This window comes from Bifidobacterium sp. LH_389 (genome assembly GCF_056357235.1).
The window spans coordinates 349,259-364,134 of sequence record NZ_JBKEVR010000002.1 but is presented as its reverse complement, the minus strand read 5'-3'; the positions used below and the strand labels follow the sequence as shown (position 1 = coordinate 364,134).

Below are 14,876 nucleotides of genomic sequence, written 5' to 3'. Positions count from 1 at the left end.
CTTTGCCACAATGGATGGTGACCGCGCTCGAAGCCGTTCGATTCGGAGCACGAGGCGAAGGAGGTTCGTTCGCATGACCGGTTCTTCCGCAAGGGTTTCCGCAGGCTCCCCGCAGCCCGCCGCCATGCCCGATTGGGTGCGCTACGGCATCTGGTGGCACGTCTACCCGCTGGGCTTCGTGGGTGCGGACATTCGTCCGGACGGCCCGCGCACGTTCCGCGGCCGGGGGCTCGACGCGATCGCCGACTGGCTGGACTACGCGCGCGATCTGGGCGTATCCGGACTGCTGCTCGGCCCGATCTTCGAATCCTCCACCCACGGCTACGACACGCTCGACCACTTCCACGTGGATGTGCGGCTCGGCGGCGACGAAGCCTTCGACCGGCTCGCCGAAGCGTGCCGCGACCACGGCATGGCTCTGGTGCTCGACGGCGTGTTCAACCATGTGGGATGGCACCATCCGGCCGTGCAGGATGCGCTCGCCGGGCATACGAACGGCCCGTGGGCGGGGCTCGTGGCCACGCATCCCGGCGCGGACGGCCGGCCCGAGCTCCGCGTGTTCGAAGGGCACGGCGATCTGGTGGCGCTCAACCATGCGGACCCGCGAACCGCGGACTACGTGGCGCGCGTCATGAACCATTGGCTCGACCGGGGCGCCACGGGCTGGCGGCTCGACGCGGCCTACGCCATCGACCCCGCGTTCTGGCGGCGCGTCCTGCCGGCCGTGCGCGCAAGGCACCCCCATACGTGGATCTTCGGGGAGGTGATCCACGGCGACTACGCGGCGATCGTGCGCGACTCCGGCATGGACTCGGTCACCCAGTACGAGCTGTGGAAGTCGATCCGCAACAGCATCGCCACGGAGAATCTCTTCGAGCTGGACTGGAATCTCACGCGGCACAACGCATTCCTGGATGCGTTCACGCCGCAGACGTTCATCGGCAACCACGACGTGACGCGCATCGCCTCGGCAGTCGGCGCGCAGCGGGCCGTGCTCGCACTCGCCGTGCTCATGACCGCGGGCGGCGTGCCGAGCGTCTACTACGGCGACGAACAGGCGTACACAGGCGTCAAGGAGGACCGGCTCGGGGGCGACGACGCCGTACGCCCCGCCTTCCCCCACTTCCCCGCTGACCTTTCACCACTGGGCGCATGGATGTACCGTGCGCATCAGGCGCTCATCGCCCTGCGCCGGCAACACCCGTGGCTGGTGAACGCACGCACGGAGAAGCTGCTGCTGGAAAACCGCCGGTATCGCTACCGGTCGGTCGGGGCCGGGGAAGGCGAGCAGATCGTCACGGAGCTCACGCTGGGGCCGACGTCGTCGGTCACGATCACCGATCCGGCCAGCGGGCGCACACTGTACCATTTCGCGGGCTGACCGGGCGCACGGCCGGCCGACGCCCGGTCAGCGGATCAGGAACACCATGACGATGATGAGCGCGAAGCCCGTCAGGTCGGTGGGCGTGAACACCGCGGCCGTCCACCACACCGCGGACACGGTCGCCATGACCGGCTCGACGGTGCCGAGCATGGTGGCGCGCATCGGACCGGCCTTCGCAGAGCCGACGAGGAACAGCCAGAACGCGCCGAACGTGCCGCCGACCACGGTGAACGCGATGAGCCCCCATCCGGCCGCGTCCAGCGGGGGCACGGACGACCACGGGCGGACGAACGGCAGCATCGCCAGTCCGGAGGCCACGAACATGATGCCGTTGACGGTGAAGGCGCCCCACCGGTCGATGAGCTTCAGCGGCATGATGGGCAGCGCCGCGGTGGACAGCGCGTTGACGAGTCCCCACGCCAGTCCCGCGGCCGGCAGACTCAGCGTGCCGAGATTGCCGCCGGTGGCGATGAGCATCACGCCGATGAGCGCCAGCGCCACGCCGACCGTCTCGCGCGCATGGGGTCCGCGCCGGGAACGCACGCACGTGTACAGCAGCACGAACAGCAGATTGAGCGCCTGCAGCACGGTGGCGGTGCCGGAGTTCGTGGCGTTGATGGAATTGAGATAGGCGACCTGCACGAGCAGCACGCACACGAGTGCGCTGGAGAGGAAACCTGGCCAGGAGCGCCGGTCCCGCACGGCGCCGGCGAGCAGCCGGGGCGTGGCCGCGGCGGCGCAGGCGAGGAAGATCGCCCCGGCGGCGAGCTGGCGCACGCAGGCGATCCATTCGGGACTCAGGCCGTAGGCGTCCATGAGGATCTTGGACACGGTACCGTTGACGCCCCACAGGGCGCCGCCGAGCAGCGTGAGGACCGAGCCGATCAGGATGCCGCGCGGGGTGCGTTCCATCGTCGCCCGCCGTTCCGTACCGTGACTCCCCGCCGTACGCTCCCCTGCTTTGCGCTCCTCTGCCCGGTCCGTGGATGCCGCCTCGGGTGCCCGCCGGTCCGTCGTCGGCCGCATGCCGTCCTTCATCGCGCTCCTCGCCTTCTCGCCTCGTTGCAGCCGCCATTATAACGAATTCCGGCCCGTCCGCCGCCCCATACACGCCCGATGCACGTCCGGCGCACGCCCGCATGGCGCAATGCCGCCGGACGGAAACAGGCCGCTGCGACTAGGCTGGGATGATATTCGAGGAACCATCGCCGAAGGAGCGCACATGAATCCGCCGATCGTCGTCCGTCAGACCGTGGGAGCCGCATCCGGCCCGCTGCTGCTGGTGCACGGGGGCGCCGGCTCGTACGGTCCCAACTCCACGCCGGAGTGCCGGGAACGGGTCGAACGCGACCTTCGCCGGGCGTTGGAGGCCGGATGGGCGCTGCTGGCGCAGGGTGCCCCGGCGGCGGATGCGGTGTGCGCGGCAATCCGCGTCATGGAGGACGCCGAGGAGTTCAACGCGGGCCGCGGCGCGGCGCTGACCAGCGAAGGCCGGGCGCAGATGGACGCATGCCTCATGACCGGAGCGGACGGCGAGGCAGGCGCGGTGGCCGGCGTGACCGTGGCGCGTCACCCGATCGACGCCGCGCGCGCCGTCAAGGAGCGTACCAAGCACGTCCTGTTCGCGCATCCGGACGGCGGCCAGCTTGCCGCGTGGGGCGTTGAGACCGAGGATCCGGCGTACTTCGTGACCGAGGCGCGGCGGCGTTCGCTGGCCCGCGCGCAGGCGGAGGGCGACGAGTGGGAGAAGCACGGCACGGTCGGCGCGGTGGCGCGGGATGCGGCCGGGCACGTGGCGGCGGGCACGTCCACCGGAGGCATCACCAACCAGCTGCCCGGGCGCGTGGGCGACTCGCCCCTGCCGGGCTGCGGCACGTACGCGGCGGACGGTGTGGCCGCGGTCTCCTGCACGGGCATCGGCGAGGCGTTCATGAAGGAGGTCGCCGCGCACGAGGTGGCCGACCGCATGCGCTTCGCCGGTCAGTCCGCACCGGACGCCGCCGCGGCCGCGTTGGACGGCGTGGCACGGCACCATGGCGACGGCGGCATGATCGTCGTGCCGGCGCAGGGTTCCGGCGTGTTCGCCTTCAACAGCGAAATGATGAACCGGGGCTGGATGGACGCGTCCGGCTCGGGCGTGGAAGCCTGAAGGAGGGCCATCATGGCGACCGCACTGATCACCGGGGCGACCGGCGGCATCGGCCGCGAACTGGCGTTGCTTGCCGCGCGAGACGGCTACGACCTGATCCTTACGGCCCGCAGCGAACGCCGTCTCGCCGCCGTGGCGCAGGCCATCGCACGCGACTGCGGCGATCGCGTGCACATCACGACCATCGCACTGGACTTGGCCGAACCGGACGCGGCCCGGCGGCTCCATGAGCGCACGGCGGCCGCAGGGCTCGCCGTGGACGTGCTCGTCAACAATGCCGGATTCGCCGAATGGACGGGCTTTCTGGACGCCGACTGGGAACGTCAGCGCGCGATGATGCAGGTCAACATGGCGGCGCTGGCCGAACTCTCCTACCGCTACGGTCGGGACATGCGAGCGCGCGGACACGGCAGGATACTCAACATAGCCTCGGTGGCCGCCACCATGGCCGGCCCGTACATGGCCATGTACTTCGCCACCAAGGCGTTCGTGCGGTCGCTCGGCGAGGCGCTGGCGTACGAGCTGCGCGGCACGGGCGTCACAGTCACCACGGTCTGCCCCGGACCCACCGTCACCGGGTTCGAGCAGGCGGCGCACATGTCCGGCCGCAACTTCTTCACCATGACCCGCCCGGCCTCTGCGGCCTCGCTGGCCCGGTTCGCATGGCGGCGGACCATGCGCGGGTCCGTGCTGAGCTACCACGGGCCGACCGCGAAGGCCGGCGCGTTCGCCGAACGTGCACTGCCCCGCGCGTTGAACAGGCGGATCGCCGCGTTCATGAACGGCGGGAATCCGGGAAGTCGGCATTCCCGCGGTCGGCGCGGGCAAATCAGGTAAACCGCGCGGGCGCCGCCGGACCGGGCATTACGATGGATGCGGCAACAGCAACGACAAGGAGATCAACGACGATGAAGAACGTCCTGTGCTTCGGCGATTCCAACACCTTCGGCACCGATCCGGCCCGTCCGGGTACGCGTCACCCGTTCGACGTGCGCTGGACCGGCCGTCTCACCGAACTGCTCGGCCCCGATTGGCGTGTGATCGAGGAAGGCATGGGCGGACGCACCACGGTGTTCGTCAATCCGCTCGAACCCAAGCGCGACGGCATCGGGGCCCTGCCGATCGTCCTGCAGTCGCAGCGGCCGCTGGACTACGCGATCGTGAGCCTCGGGACCAACGACCTCAAGGAGATCTTCCACGCCTCCCCGCGCACCATCGCGGCCGGCGCGGCCATGGTGTGCGACGCGATCCTCGACTACCCGTACGGCGGCTGCGGACCGGCCCCCAAGGTGCTGCTCGTCTCGCCCATCCACGTGAAGCCCGGCATTGCGGAAAGCCCGTACGTGGGGTTCGCCGAGGACGCCGTGGAACACTCGCACCGGCTTGCGCGCTACTACCGTGAAGTGGCCGAGGAGCGCGGCCTACTGTTTCTGGACGCCTCCGAGGTGGCCGAACCGTCCGACCGCGACAAGCTGCACATGGAGGCGGACAGCCACGCCCGTCTGGCCCGGGCCATAGCGGACGTGCTGCTGGCCGACGCGCGCTGAGGAGATCGCACGCCGAGTCAATTGCACGCCGCGGCAACCATGCGTTGAGCTCGCCGCAATGCAAAGGCCGCAACGCAAAGGCCCGGCGTCCCCTGCCGATTGGAAGGGGACGCCGGGCCTTTACCGTACGCACTGCTACCGTTCAGCGCACGCGGAAGGGCGCGCAGGCAACTCGGATTCAGCGCACACGGAAGGGCGCGCGCTTGGCAAACACCTTGCCGCGGTGGCGGCGGGGACCGGCGTTGCCGTCACGCCGGCCGCTGCCGTACTTGGCTGCCATGCGGCGCTCGTGGCGCTTGACGTCCTCCGAGCGTTCGTCGCGCACGATGCGGTTCTCGTCATGGCGGTGGATGCGCTTGCCGTAACGCTCCTCGCCATCACGGGAGCCCTTGCGCATATCGGTACGCGAATCACCGCGGGAATCGGAACGGGAGCCGTTACGCTCCGAACGGCCGCCGCGGGACCGATCCTCGCCGCGATCGGCGCGCGCGAATCCACGGTCGTTGCCGTGACGGCGGTGCGGCGCCTTCCATGCGGGCCGGCGCTGCGGTTCGCCGTGTCCGGCTTCGCCATCGTCATTCCGGTTGCGGGAGCGGGCGTCCTCTGCCGTCTTCGACGTTCTGACGCGCGGCTCGTGACGGTGACGGCGACGGGACGGGCTCATCGCACGCGCATCGTCCTTCGGCAGGTGGCGCAGCGCCTTGGCCTCGGATTCGGTCTCATCACCAGTGGTGGCCGCGGACTCGGCATCGGCTTGCACACCGCCCGCAAAGTCGCCGATGCTCAGGGCGTCGAACGACCGTGCGTCGGCGGCGAACTCGGCCTGATCGGATGCGGCCGCCGTGCGCTCGGCACGCTCAGCGCGCTCGGCGCCACGCCGCTTGCCGCCGAACTTCTTCGCCGGCTTGGCGGCCTTGCCCTTGCCGCCGCGCCCGCCCGCAGCATTGCCGCCGCGATCGGCGCGCCCGGACTGGGCACCCCCGAGGGTCCAGCCTTCGACGAGCTCCGCGCGTTCGCCAATGAGCTCCAGCACCTCCGGGGAGTCGGGGCGGACCGCAACGGACTTGACCACGATGCCGGCCTCGTGCAGCATGCGGCGTGCCTTGCGCCGCACGTCCGGCGTCACCAGCGTCACCACATCCCCGGAGTGCCCAGCGCGCGCGGTGCGCCCGGACCGGTGCACGAACGACTTCGGGTCCTCCGGCGGGTCCACCTGCACCACGAGTTCCACGTTGCTTACGTCGATGCCTCGCGCGGCCACGTCGGTGGCGACCAACACGTTCACCTCGCCCGATTCGAAGGCATTGAGGTTGCGGTCGCGCTGGTTCTGCGAGAGGTTGCCGTGCAGTTCCGCGGCCGGGATGCCGTGATGCGTCAGGCTTGTGGCGAGCTTCTTGGCCTGGAACTTGGTGCGCGTGAACAGGATGCGCCGGCCCTTGCCGGATGCGAGCGCACGCACCACCTCAGGCTTGTCCGACTTGTCTACCTCGAACACGTGCTGGGTCATCGCACCGTCCACGGCGGTCGGCTCGTCCACGCTATGGGTCTTGGGGTCGCGCAGGAACTCGCGCACCAGATCGTCAATGCCATGGTCGAGCGTGGCGGAGAACAGCATGTGCTGCGCGTCGGGGCGGATCTGCGAGAGCAGGCGGCGCACCGGCGGCAGAAAGCCCATATCCGCCATCTCGTCGGCCTCGTCGATCACCGCGATCTCCACGGCGGAAAGCGTGAGCATCTTCTGGCGCAGCAGATCCTCGAGGCGGCCCGGGCAGGCCACCACGATGTCCGCGCCGGCCTTGAGCTCGCGCACCTGACGGTTCTGCTTCACGCCGCCGTAGATGACGGTGGCCATCAGGCCGGCCATGCGGGCGAGCGGGTCGAGCACCTCGTTGATCTGGTTGGCCAGCTCGCGCGTGGGGGCGAGAATGAGGCCGCGCGGATGCGGCGTGAAATCACGCCCCTCCTCCACGCGTTCCTCGAGATGGCGGTGGTACACGTTCTTGAGACGCTTGCGGTATTCGGCCATGGTCAGGTCCGGGGTCACGGTGACCTCGCACAGGCGGGCGGCGAGCGGAATGCAAAAGGCGAGCGTCTTGCCGGATCCGGTGCGGCCGCGGCCCAGGATGTCGCGCCCGTTGAGGGAGTCGGGAAGGGTGTCCGCCTGGATGGGGAACGCCTCGGTCTTGCCGTCGGCGGCGAGCACGCGCAGCAGCGGCTCCGGCACGCCGAGTTCGGCGAAGGTGATGGAATGGTCGGGGTCGGTCGCCCCGAACGGTAACGTATCGGTAGTGGGCACAATGGCCTTTCATGTCAAGAATGTCAGCAAATTCGCGCTCATTGCGCAAACCTCACAAGTATAGCGTGAAGGCCCGATCTTCGGCGCGTCGCGCCCGCACACTGTCGCTCGGACCGCCCGCGGCGGACGACGGGCCGAGCTACCATCGACCGTTAAGGACGGGAGGCCCGAGCATGAAGACCATCGGCATCGATCTGAGCAAGTTCAACGGACTGACCTTCTACGACGACGCCGTCCGGGAATCAACCCCGAACCCCGTATCGTTCCTGCCCGACATGGAGTCCGTGCAGCGCACGGTACTGGCACGCATGAAGGCAGGCAACATCACCGAAGCGGAGTTATCCAGACTGTCGGGAACGTCCGAAACGACGGTCCGCAACATGCTGGGCCGCCGTCCCGTACGGATACGCGACGCGGATCGCATATTCGCCGCACTGGACATCCGGACCGAAACCTATCCGGCCGAATACGCGGGGGCCTCCCTATGAGAACCTTGCATGCATGGCAGAACGACCGTCACATCGGCGTCTTCACCGAGGAATCGGGAGCCATTTCCTTCGCATACGATTCCGCGGAGGACGGGCTGCCGATCAGCCTCAGTCTTCCCCGCCGCGGAGGCTGGGGCGGGGATGCGCCCGCAAATTTCCTTGACAATCTTCTGCCCGACAACCCCAACGTCCGCGAGGCCATGAGATCGCGTCTGCATACGGAATCCACGGACCCGTTCGACCTTCTTGAGGGAGTCGACGCAACCGGAGGACTCACCTTCACCAGCACCGAGAACTCACCCGTCGCCGCAACGATTATTCGCAGAGCCGACGACGACGAAATCGCCAACGACATCGACCGCATTGGCCGCCTCCGCAACTACTGGTGGGACGAACAGACCCCGTGCAGGTTCTCGTTGGGCGGCTCACAGGGCAAGTTCACGCTGACCATGATCGACGGGCACTGGTATTGGCCTTCCGCGTCTCTGCCGTCAACGCATATCGTCAAGCCGTCGCCCGATTCCCTTCCCGAGCTGCTTCAGGTGGAGACCGCCACCATGCGGCTTGCCGAATTATGCGGTTTGCCGGTGCCCGAGCATGGCGTTCTGTCCGTCGAGGGCAGGGAGGCATATCTCGTTGAACGGTTCGATCGCCGGATCGAACGGGGACGGATCCTGCGCATTCGTCAGGAGGACTTCCAGCAGGCGATGGGTCGCCCCGCCCGCGAGAAATACGAGCCTACCGTCGACGATTGCCTTGACCTGCTGCTCGGCGCGGACCCGAGTCAGAGATTGGCTTGGCAATGGATGGAGCGGCTCGCGTTCAACGTCTCCTCCGCCGACAGCGACGCCCACGCAAAGAACTATTCCCTGCTGCTCGATCCCGGAACGGGACTCCGACTGTCACCGGTCTACGATGCGGTCGCCACACGCTTCTGGGTCCAGTTCGATCAGGAACTCGCCATGCCGTTGGACGAGGACGCCCAGTTCGCGGAATGGACCGTCCCCAGCCATTGGGAGGCGCTGGCCGAACGGCATGGCATGGACGGGGAACGCGCAGCAGACATGGCCCGGCACATGGCTGGTCTGGTACTGCATAACATGGATACCGCTCTCGCTGACTGCGAGCCCGCAGTCAGCGATCGTCTCAAGACCTGCTGGGCCAAGGCCAACGAATCGATCCGACCCATCGCTCCCAAATGAGGCGGAGCCGGTTCCTATGCCCCATCGTGGTCCGGTTTCATTGTGTGTGATCCAGCCGACGATGAGATGCCTTGGCGCATCCGCCCGCCTTACCGGTAGTTGCGCTCGATGAGGACGTCCGAAACGGTGAGGTTGGCCTCGTTGACGAGGTTGAACAAAATCACCCCGGCCAGCTCGGCGGAACTCATGAACGTATGCTGCTTCTCGGTCGACACGTAATCGTGGCTGTCGCGGTAGAAATCGGTGTCGATGCCACCGGGGTACCGGATAGAGCCCACACTCCCACGCCACGTAAACAATACATTATGGCCCAATGCGTATTGATCCTCGCAAGGTATAACTGTCAATACTCATTGGGCCACACTACAGCTAAATATGATTAATACAGTTCAGTGGTCACCACATTATTTTTGATCTTTGCCCGAACTCCGCCGGTCTGAGTCCATAATGAAACCCACTGATTACCAAAATAATTAAATTTTGCATATCCTTCCACAATAGCAGGATACCAAACAGTCTCGTAACGTCGAGGAATGTTGATCCTTTCATTCTCTATTCCAGTAAGACGCCCCCTAACAACAAGTCCCCATGTGTTTACCACTCTGGTATAACTACCCGAAGGCGCGAGCTCCATGTAGTACTCCATATAAGCAAGTCCATTTTCTCCCCATACGCGCCAAACGCCGGACAGCGAACGGGACAAGGCGCCAACTGGCTCAGCACCAAAACGGGCAACATTACCATCAGGCAAAACAATCGTTTTTTCATGAGGCCTTCGATCATCAAGGTCAAAAGACAAAGATGCTATTCCGACGGTCTCAGCATTGCCTGATGATTCCAAGGCAGACGCAGGCGCGGACCACATCATCATGGACATAATCAACGCGCATAAAAACGCAACAGCTTGAGTAAATTTTTCACGATTCGCTCCTTTGCGAGATCATATAACCACTACAGATCTTGAATAACCGACTTATCGACGTCATTGACATTCCGCGACCGAGCACATTTCATTGCGCGCAACCATCGAAACAGAACGTAAATGACTGCAACAACAACACCCACGCACACGGCGATGGTCACAACGGCGAAGACAATCATATCGGGTGAGATGTTCATCTTTCCTCCTTTTCCTTGCGATACGCGGCAATCAGGGTCCGGGCCGCATTCACGTCCATGCCGCCGTCAAGCGCAATCTGCTTGATGAGGGCAATATATGCGTCCTCGCGCGAACCGTCGAGCGCCTGGATCCTATCGATGACGCGATCGAGGCGAAGCCTGATCGTCGGATACGACACGCCATACGCCTTGGCCATCGCCTTCAACGACCCGGAAGCCAGAACAAACCGCTTCACGAAGACAAGATCCTCATCGCCCAGTTCCGTCACCCACAGCGGCATATCACGAGCCATTCAGAAAATATTCACCTTCTTTCATGCGATATTGAATTTCTATTTTCACTTTCTTGAGTTATATTTCAATAATATTAAACTTTGTCCTGTCTGTCAACTCCATGCAAGCCTTCGTCTCAAAGCCCTCGCAGCGCCCCCCCGGCCGCGCATCCGCCCGCCTTACCGGTAGTTGCGCTCGATGAGGACGTCCGAAACGGTGAGGTTGGCCTCGTTGACGAGGTTGAACAAAATCACCCCGGCCAGCTCGGCGGGACTCATGAACGTATGCTGCTTCTCGGTCGACACGTAATCGTGGCTGTCGCGGTAGAAATCGGTGTCGATGCCACCGGGGTACACGCCCACCACCTTCACGCTCGAACCCTTGTATGCGGCCTTGAGGCTTTGCGTGTAGCCCCTCTCCCCCCATTTGGCGGCGCAGTACACGGACTCGTTCGGATTGCCGCGCGTGGCAGCGGTGCTCATCACGTTGGCGATCTTGAGATCCTGCTCCTCGCACGCCTTGAGCGTCTCCACGCTCCACAGGATCATGCCCTTCAGACCCTTGAGGCAACGGTCCACGTCCGCGGCCCCGTACGCCGTCGGCGCCTTGAACGAGGGCTGGCCGGCGTTGTTGACGAGCAGGTCCACGTGCCCGAGACGGGAGACGGCGGCGAGCGTGCTCTTGGCGAAGATCTCGTCGGACACGTCGCCCACGTACGCCTGATACGAATCCGCGGGAAACTCCTTGGCGAGCTCGAGCTGGCGCTCCTCGTCGAAGTCGACGCCGGCCACGAACCAGCCGCGCTCGATGAGCTGGCGCGCAAGCTCGTAGCCAAGCCCTCTGGCACTGCCCGTCACGATCGCCATCGCCTTGCCGTCCGCATACCTCATGGCCGCCTCCCTGCGTCGCCCTCCGCGGCCGCCTGACTGGTCCGCCGCGCGTTGCGCCCAGTGTATCGAACCGGTACGACGCCGCCTATGGAGACTCCGCTTTTCGCATGATCGGTCCAACCTGCATGCCTTTCCGCGCAGCTTGGACCGATCATGCGGAAAAACAGCCCTTCGGAGGCCGATTCTTCACTCGATCGGTCCAAGCTGCGAATTAGGGGGCACAGGTTGGACCGAATGGAAGAAACGGGCGGACGGGCGAAGCACGAGCACGAGCACAAGCACGGACAAGGAGCACGGGCTGGACCGCATAACCTGAGCACAGGCAACGAGTATTGGCACCGCCGCGAGCGCGAGCACTGCCCCCGGCAGCACGCGGTCAGGGCATACACTGGAACAGTCACGTACATACGGCATTCAAGGAGCAATCATGACCGCACTCGTTCTGGCATTCCACCCGCAACTCCACGCCACGTCCCGCATCAACAAGGCGCTGGCCGAAGCCGCCCGGGCCGCCGGCGCCACCGTGGTGGACGAATACGCAGCCTACCCGCAGCTTCAGGTGGACAAGACGGCCGAGCAGGCCCGCGTGGATGCGCACGACCGCGTGGTGCTGCTCTTCCCGTTCTACTGGTACAGCGCTCCCGCCCTGCTCAAGCAGTGGGAGGACGGCGTGCTGACCCCGGACTGGGCGTACGGCAACGGTCATGCCCTCGTAGGCAAGGAATTCCAGGTGGCTGTGTCCACCGGATCCCCGGCCGAATCCTACACGCCGGAAGGCAAGCACCACGTGACCATGGACGAGCTGCTGAGCCCGTACGCCACGATGGTCCATCACGTGGGCGCCACGTGGGTCAAGCCGTTCATCGTACCGGACGCCAACAACGTGACCGACGAGCAGCTGGCCCGCTACGCCGCCGACTTCGCCGCACAACTCTGACGTCTCCCCGGGCGAAGGGGCGTGTCCGACCGATCCCGCGGCCGCACCCCAGACGCCGCATACCCGAACCGCGCAGCACAATGCATAACTTACGGGCTGGGCGGACCGAAATCGTCAATTCACAGCACTATCGGGCCGTTTTTCGCCTGAATTTCGACCCGATAGCGCTGTGAATCCGGGATTTCGGTCCGCCCGGCCCGTATTTTAGCGCGCAGCAACCATCTCCCGCCGGAATAGACCGCCGGAGTCTGCCACCCCGCCGGCGCCAAACCAGCGGACAGCCGCCTACAGGATGTCCGGATCGTCCCTGTCGATGGTGCCGGTGGCCCGGCCGATCGCCTTAAGCCCGTGGTAGGCGACAAGCACCACGATCGTGCCGATGGCGATGCCGTTGAACTGCACGCCCTGCACGGCGAACGTGAAGTCCGCGATGCCGATGATCATCACGATGGCCGCGACCATGATGTTGAGCGGCTTGTCGAAGTTCACCTTGTTCTCCACCCAGATGCGCACGCCGATCATGCCGATCATGCCGTAGAGCAGCGTGGTCACGCCGCCGAGCACGCCCGAGGGGATGGTGTTGATGACCGCACCGAACTTCGGGCACAGGCTCAGCAGCAGCGCGAAGCCGGCCGCGCACCAGTACGCCGCGGTGGAGTAGACCTTGGTGGCCGCCATCACGCCGATGTTCTCGCCGTAGGTGGTGGTGCCGGAGCCGCCGCCGAAGCCGGCGATCGCGGTGCCGAGGCCGTCCGCGAACAGGGCGGTGCCCATCTGGGAGTCGTAGTCGCGGCCGGTCATCTGCGCCACGGACTTGACGTGGCCCACGTTCTCCGCCACGAGCACCAGCACCACGGGCACGAACATGGGCAGGATCGAGAAGTCCGCCTGCGGGGTGTGGAACTTCGGCAGGCCGATCCACGCCGCCTCGCCGATGGCGGAGAAGTCCACCTGACCGCGGAAGCATGCGTACACGTAGCCCACGAGCACGCCGAGCAGGATGTTGAGCCGGCCGATCAGCCCCTTGAACAGCACGGCCACGAGCAGCACGGCGAGCAACGTCACCAGAGCCGTGTCCATGCCCTTCTGCCAGTTGGACCACACGCTCGGGGCGAGGTTGAAGCCGATGATCGCCACGATCGCGCCGTTGACGACCGGCGGCATGATCACGTCGATCCACTTCGCGCCGGCGAAATGCACGGCCACGCCCACGAGCGCGAGCAGCAGGCCCGTGACGAGAATGCCGAAGCTGGCGACGGGAATGCCCTTGCCGGCGGAGGCCACAGCGGCAATGGGCGCGATGAACCCGAACGAGGAGCCCAGATAGCTGGGCAGCTTGTTCCTGTTGATGAGCAGGAACAGCGCGGTGGACATGGCCGTGAAGAACAGCGTGGTCGACGGGTCGAAGTGGGTGAGGATCGGCACCAGGAACGTGGCGCCGAACATGGCGATCACGTGCTGCGCGCCGATGCCGGCCGTGCGTCCCCATGTCAGTCGCTCGTCGGGCTCCACCACCTCGCCGGGTGCCAGCGTCTTGCCATCGCCGTGCAGCGCCCAGGAAAACAGATCGGACAACTATGTCTCCTTCCCTCTGCGCGCGGATCCGCGTACTCCATGCCGTTCCGCACATTCGGAGACATTGTAGCCGCTTACAGGTCCAGATGCGGGTCGACGGCGTGGACCACGTCCACCAGATCGCCATTGGACATGACCGGGCGCTGGAATTCGCGCCACGGCTCCACCTTGACCTCCCAGCGGCCGGTCTCCTCCACGTACACAGGTCGCGCGGTCTGCTCCCAGCGCACGCGCTTGGACGTGCGGCCGGTGTTCGGGTCCCGGCGCGAGTAGTGCAGGCAGGTGCAATTGGTGATGCGCCATTCGGGGGCGTCCGCGCGGCGCAGGAACTCCTCGTCCGACAGGTCCTCGAGGGTGAGCATGAGCGCGAGCATGAAGTCGCCGTGCGTGACGGCCACCACGGATTCGGCGTCCGACTTGCGGTTCAGGGAGGTGAGCATGTTGTGCACGCGGTTCTCCGAGACGTCCGCAATGGACTCGCCCGCCGGCGGACGCCAGTACAGCGGGTCGGTGGCCTTGAACATCCAGTTGCGGCTGTAGTTGGTGCGGAACTCGTCCTTGGTGATGGTGTTGATCTCGCCCCAGGAGCGTTCGCGCAGCGCGCGCGTCTCCTCCCAGCGGGCCTTGGGCAGGGCCATGGTGGCGGCGGTCTCGCGCGTGCGCACGTAGGGCGAAACGAGGTAGCGGTCGAACAGCTGCTGCTGGGCCACGAGCCATCGGCCGATGCAGTCGGCCTGCTTGCGCCCGGTGGCCGTGAGCCTCCAGGAGCGGTCGGGGACGGTGACGTTGTCCTGCGTGTACAGGGAGTTGTCGCCCTGCTCGCCCGCCTCCACGATCACGTTCGCCTCCGACTCGCCATGCCGGATCACATATAGGTCAAGGGGCATTCCCATGTTCGGTTATTCCTTTGTTCGGTTCCGTAACTCTTGCGTAGCTATCCCACCAACGTAACCCAACGTCCCGTCCGCTCGCGCGCAGTGTGCGAAGAATTCACCGTTCCGCCGCCCGCACGTCAC

At 65.7% G+C, this 14,876-nt stretch carries 14 protein-coding genes and 1 pseudogene; 7 read left to right on the top strand and 8 right to left on the bottom strand.

The features are described 5' to 3' along the window. Positions 1-124 precede the first annotated feature (124 nt). On the top strand, positions 125-1,381 hold the full coding sequence (locus AC1AZA_RS03900; RefSeq protein WP_476513503.1) for an alpha-amylase family protein: 1,257 nt from the start codon (positions 125-127) through the stop codon (positions 1,379-1,381). A 27-nt stretch (positions 1,382-1,408) separates the two neighbouring features. Here AC1AZA_RS03900 and AC1AZA_RS03895 read toward each other — a convergent pair whose 3' ends face one another. Then, positions 1,409-2,296: a DMT family transporter gene (locus AC1AZA_RS03895; protein ID WP_476513502.1), complete on the bottom strand. Its 888-nt coding sequence runs from the start codon at positions 2,294-2,296 to the stop codon at positions 1,409-1,411. 310 nt (positions 2,297-2,606) lie between these two features. Between AC1AZA_RS03895 and AC1AZA_RS03890 the strand changes: the two genes are divergently transcribed. The 3 genes from AC1AZA_RS03890 (at position 2,607) to AC1AZA_RS03880 (ending at position 5,080) form a co-directional block, all read left to right on the top strand. Continuing rightward, positions 2,607-3,533 carry an isoaspartyl peptidase/L-asparaginase family protein gene (locus AC1AZA_RS03890; RefSeq protein WP_476513420.1) on the top strand — a complete coding sequence of 309 codons (927 nt, stop codon included), beginning with the start codon at positions 2,607-2,609 and terminating at the stop codon, positions 3,531-3,533. A 12-nt stretch (positions 3,534-3,545) separates the two neighbouring features. Continuing rightward, on the top strand, positions 3,546-4,370 hold the full coding sequence (locus AC1AZA_RS03885) for an SDR family NAD(P)-dependent oxidoreductase (RefSeq protein ID WP_476513419.1): 825 nt from the start codon (positions 3,546-3,548) through the stop codon (positions 4,368-4,370). Between the two features lie 71 nt (positions 4,371-4,441). Then, positions 4,442-5,080: an SGNH/GDSL hydrolase family protein gene (locus tag AC1AZA_RS03880; RefSeq protein WP_476513418.1), complete on the top strand. Its 639-nt coding sequence runs from the start codon at positions 4,442-4,444 to the stop codon at positions 5,078-5,080. A gap of 178 nt (positions 5,081-5,258) precedes the next feature. Here the strand turns inward: AC1AZA_RS03880 and AC1AZA_RS03875 are convergent, their stop codons facing one another. Further along, complete coding sequence (locus AC1AZA_RS03875; RefSeq protein WP_476513417.1) at positions 5,259-7,376, bottom strand: DEAD/DEAH box helicase; 2,118 nt, start codon at positions 7,374-7,376, stop codon at positions 5,259-5,261. A 173-nt stretch (positions 7,377-7,549) separates the two neighbouring features. Here AC1AZA_RS03875 and AC1AZA_RS03870 point away from each other — a divergent pair, with 173 nt between their 5' ends. Both AC1AZA_RS03870 and AC1AZA_RS03865 read left to right on the top strand, forming a co-directional pair. Continuing rightward, positions 7,550-7,864, top strand: a complete 315-nt coding sequence (locus AC1AZA_RS03870; RefSeq protein ID WP_476513416.1) for a helix-turn-helix domain-containing protein — start codon at positions 7,550-7,552, stop codon at positions 7,862-7,864. Next, complete coding sequence (locus AC1AZA_RS03865) at positions 7,861-9,066, top strand: HipA domain-containing protein (protein WP_476513415.1); 1,206 nt, start codon at positions 7,861-7,863, stop codon at positions 9,064-9,066. Before AC1AZA_RS03870 ends, AC1AZA_RS03865 begins: the two co-directional genes overlap by 4 nt. Positions 9,067-9,155: 89 nt before the next feature. Here AC1AZA_RS03865 and AC1AZA_RS03860 read toward each other — a convergent pair. From AC1AZA_RS03860 to AC1AZA_RS03845, 4 genes and pseudogenes are all read right to left on the bottom strand, one after another. After that, positions 9,156-9,329 (bottom strand): annotated as a pseudogene (locus tag AC1AZA_RS03860) (SDR family NAD(P)-dependent oxidoreductase); the annotation flags it as partial. A gap of 116 nt (positions 9,330-9,445) precedes the next feature. Then, positions 9,446-9,937: a hypothetical protein gene (locus AC1AZA_RS03855; protein WP_476513414.1), complete on the bottom strand. Its 492-nt coding sequence runs from the start codon at positions 9,935-9,937 to the stop codon at positions 9,446-9,448. A gap of 244 nt (positions 9,938-10,181) precedes the next feature. Further along, positions 10,182-10,478, bottom strand: a complete 297-nt coding sequence (locus tag AC1AZA_RS03850; protein WP_476513413.1) for a DUF2089 family protein — start codon at positions 10,476-10,478, stop codon at positions 10,182-10,184. A 159-nt stretch (positions 10,479-10,637) separates the two neighbouring features. Next, complete coding sequence (locus tag AC1AZA_RS03845; protein ID WP_476513412.1) at positions 10,638-11,348, bottom strand: SDR family oxidoreductase; 711 nt, start codon at positions 11,346-11,348, stop codon at positions 10,638-10,640. A gap of 427 nt (positions 11,349-11,775) precedes the next feature. On the opposite strand from AC1AZA_RS03845, the gene AC1AZA_RS03840 reads away from it, so the two are divergent. After that, positions 11,776-12,285: an NAD(P)H-dependent oxidoreductase gene (locus AC1AZA_RS03840; protein WP_476513411.1), complete on the top strand. Its 510-nt coding sequence runs from the start codon at positions 11,776-11,778 to the stop codon at positions 12,283-12,285. Positions 12,286-12,570: 285 nt separating this feature from the next. On the opposite strand, the gene AC1AZA_RS03835 is transcribed toward AC1AZA_RS03840, so the two are convergent. Both AC1AZA_RS03835 and AC1AZA_RS03830 read right to left on the bottom strand, forming a co-directional pair. After that, entirely contained in the window at positions 12,571-13,860 is a 1,290-nt protein-coding gene (locus tag AC1AZA_RS03835) for a uracil-xanthine permease family protein (protein ID WP_476513410.1), read from the bottom strand. A 74-nt stretch (positions 13,861-13,934) separates the two neighbouring features. Further along, positions 13,935-14,753 carry a histidine phosphatase family protein gene (locus tag AC1AZA_RS03830; protein ID WP_476513409.1) on the bottom strand — a complete coding sequence of 273 codons (819 nt, stop codon included), beginning with the start codon at positions 14,751-14,753 and terminating at the stop codon, positions 13,935-13,937. Between the last annotated feature and the right edge of the window lie 123 nt (positions 14,754-14,876).

Bases quoted from the DNA above. Each gene is read 5' to 3' on its own strand.
- AC1AZA_RS03900 (WP_476513503.1), top strand. From the start codon at position 125: ATGCCCGATTGGGTGCGCTACGGCATCTGGTGGCACGTCTACCCGCTG.
- AC1AZA_RS03895 (WP_476513502.1), bottom strand. From the start codon at position 2,296: ATGGAACGCACCCCGCGCGGCATCCTGATCGGCTCGGTCCTCACGCTG.
- AC1AZA_RS03890 (WP_476513420.1), top strand. From the start codon at position 2,607: ATGAATCCGCCGATCGTCGTCCGTCAGACCGTGGGAGCCGCATCCGGC.
- AC1AZA_RS03885 (WP_476513419.1), top strand. From the start codon at position 3,546: ATGGCGACCGCACTGATCACCGGGGCGACCGGCGGCATCGGCCGCGAA.
- AC1AZA_RS03880 (WP_476513418.1), top strand. From the start codon at position 4,442: ATGAAGAACGTCCTGTGCTTCGGCGATTCCAACACCTTCGGCACCGAT.
- AC1AZA_RS03870 (WP_476513416.1), top strand. From the start codon at position 7,550: ATGAAGACCATCGGCATCGATCTGAGCAAGTTCAACGGACTGACCTTC.
- AC1AZA_RS03865 (WP_476513415.1), top strand. From the start codon at position 7,861: ATGAGAACCTTGCATGCATGGCAGAACGACCGTCACATCGGCGTCTTC.
- AC1AZA_RS03855 (WP_476513414.1), bottom strand. From the start codon at position 9,937: ATGATGATGTGGTCCGCGCCTGCGTCTGCCTTGGAATCATCAGGCAAT.
- AC1AZA_RS03850 (WP_476513413.1), bottom strand. From the start codon at position 10,478: ATGGCTCGTGATATGCCGCTGTGGGTGACGGAACTGGGCGATGAGGAT.
- AC1AZA_RS03845 (WP_476513412.1), bottom strand. From the start codon at position 11,348: ATGAGGTATGCGGACGGCAAGGCGATGGCGATCGTGACGGGCAGTGCC.
- AC1AZA_RS03840 (WP_476513411.1), top strand. From the start codon at position 11,776: ATGACCGCACTCGTTCTGGCATTCCACCCGCAACTCCACGCCACGTCC.
- AC1AZA_RS03830 (WP_476513409.1), bottom strand. From the start codon at position 14,753: ATGGGAATGCCCCTTGACCTATATGTGATCCGGCATGGCGAGTCGGAG.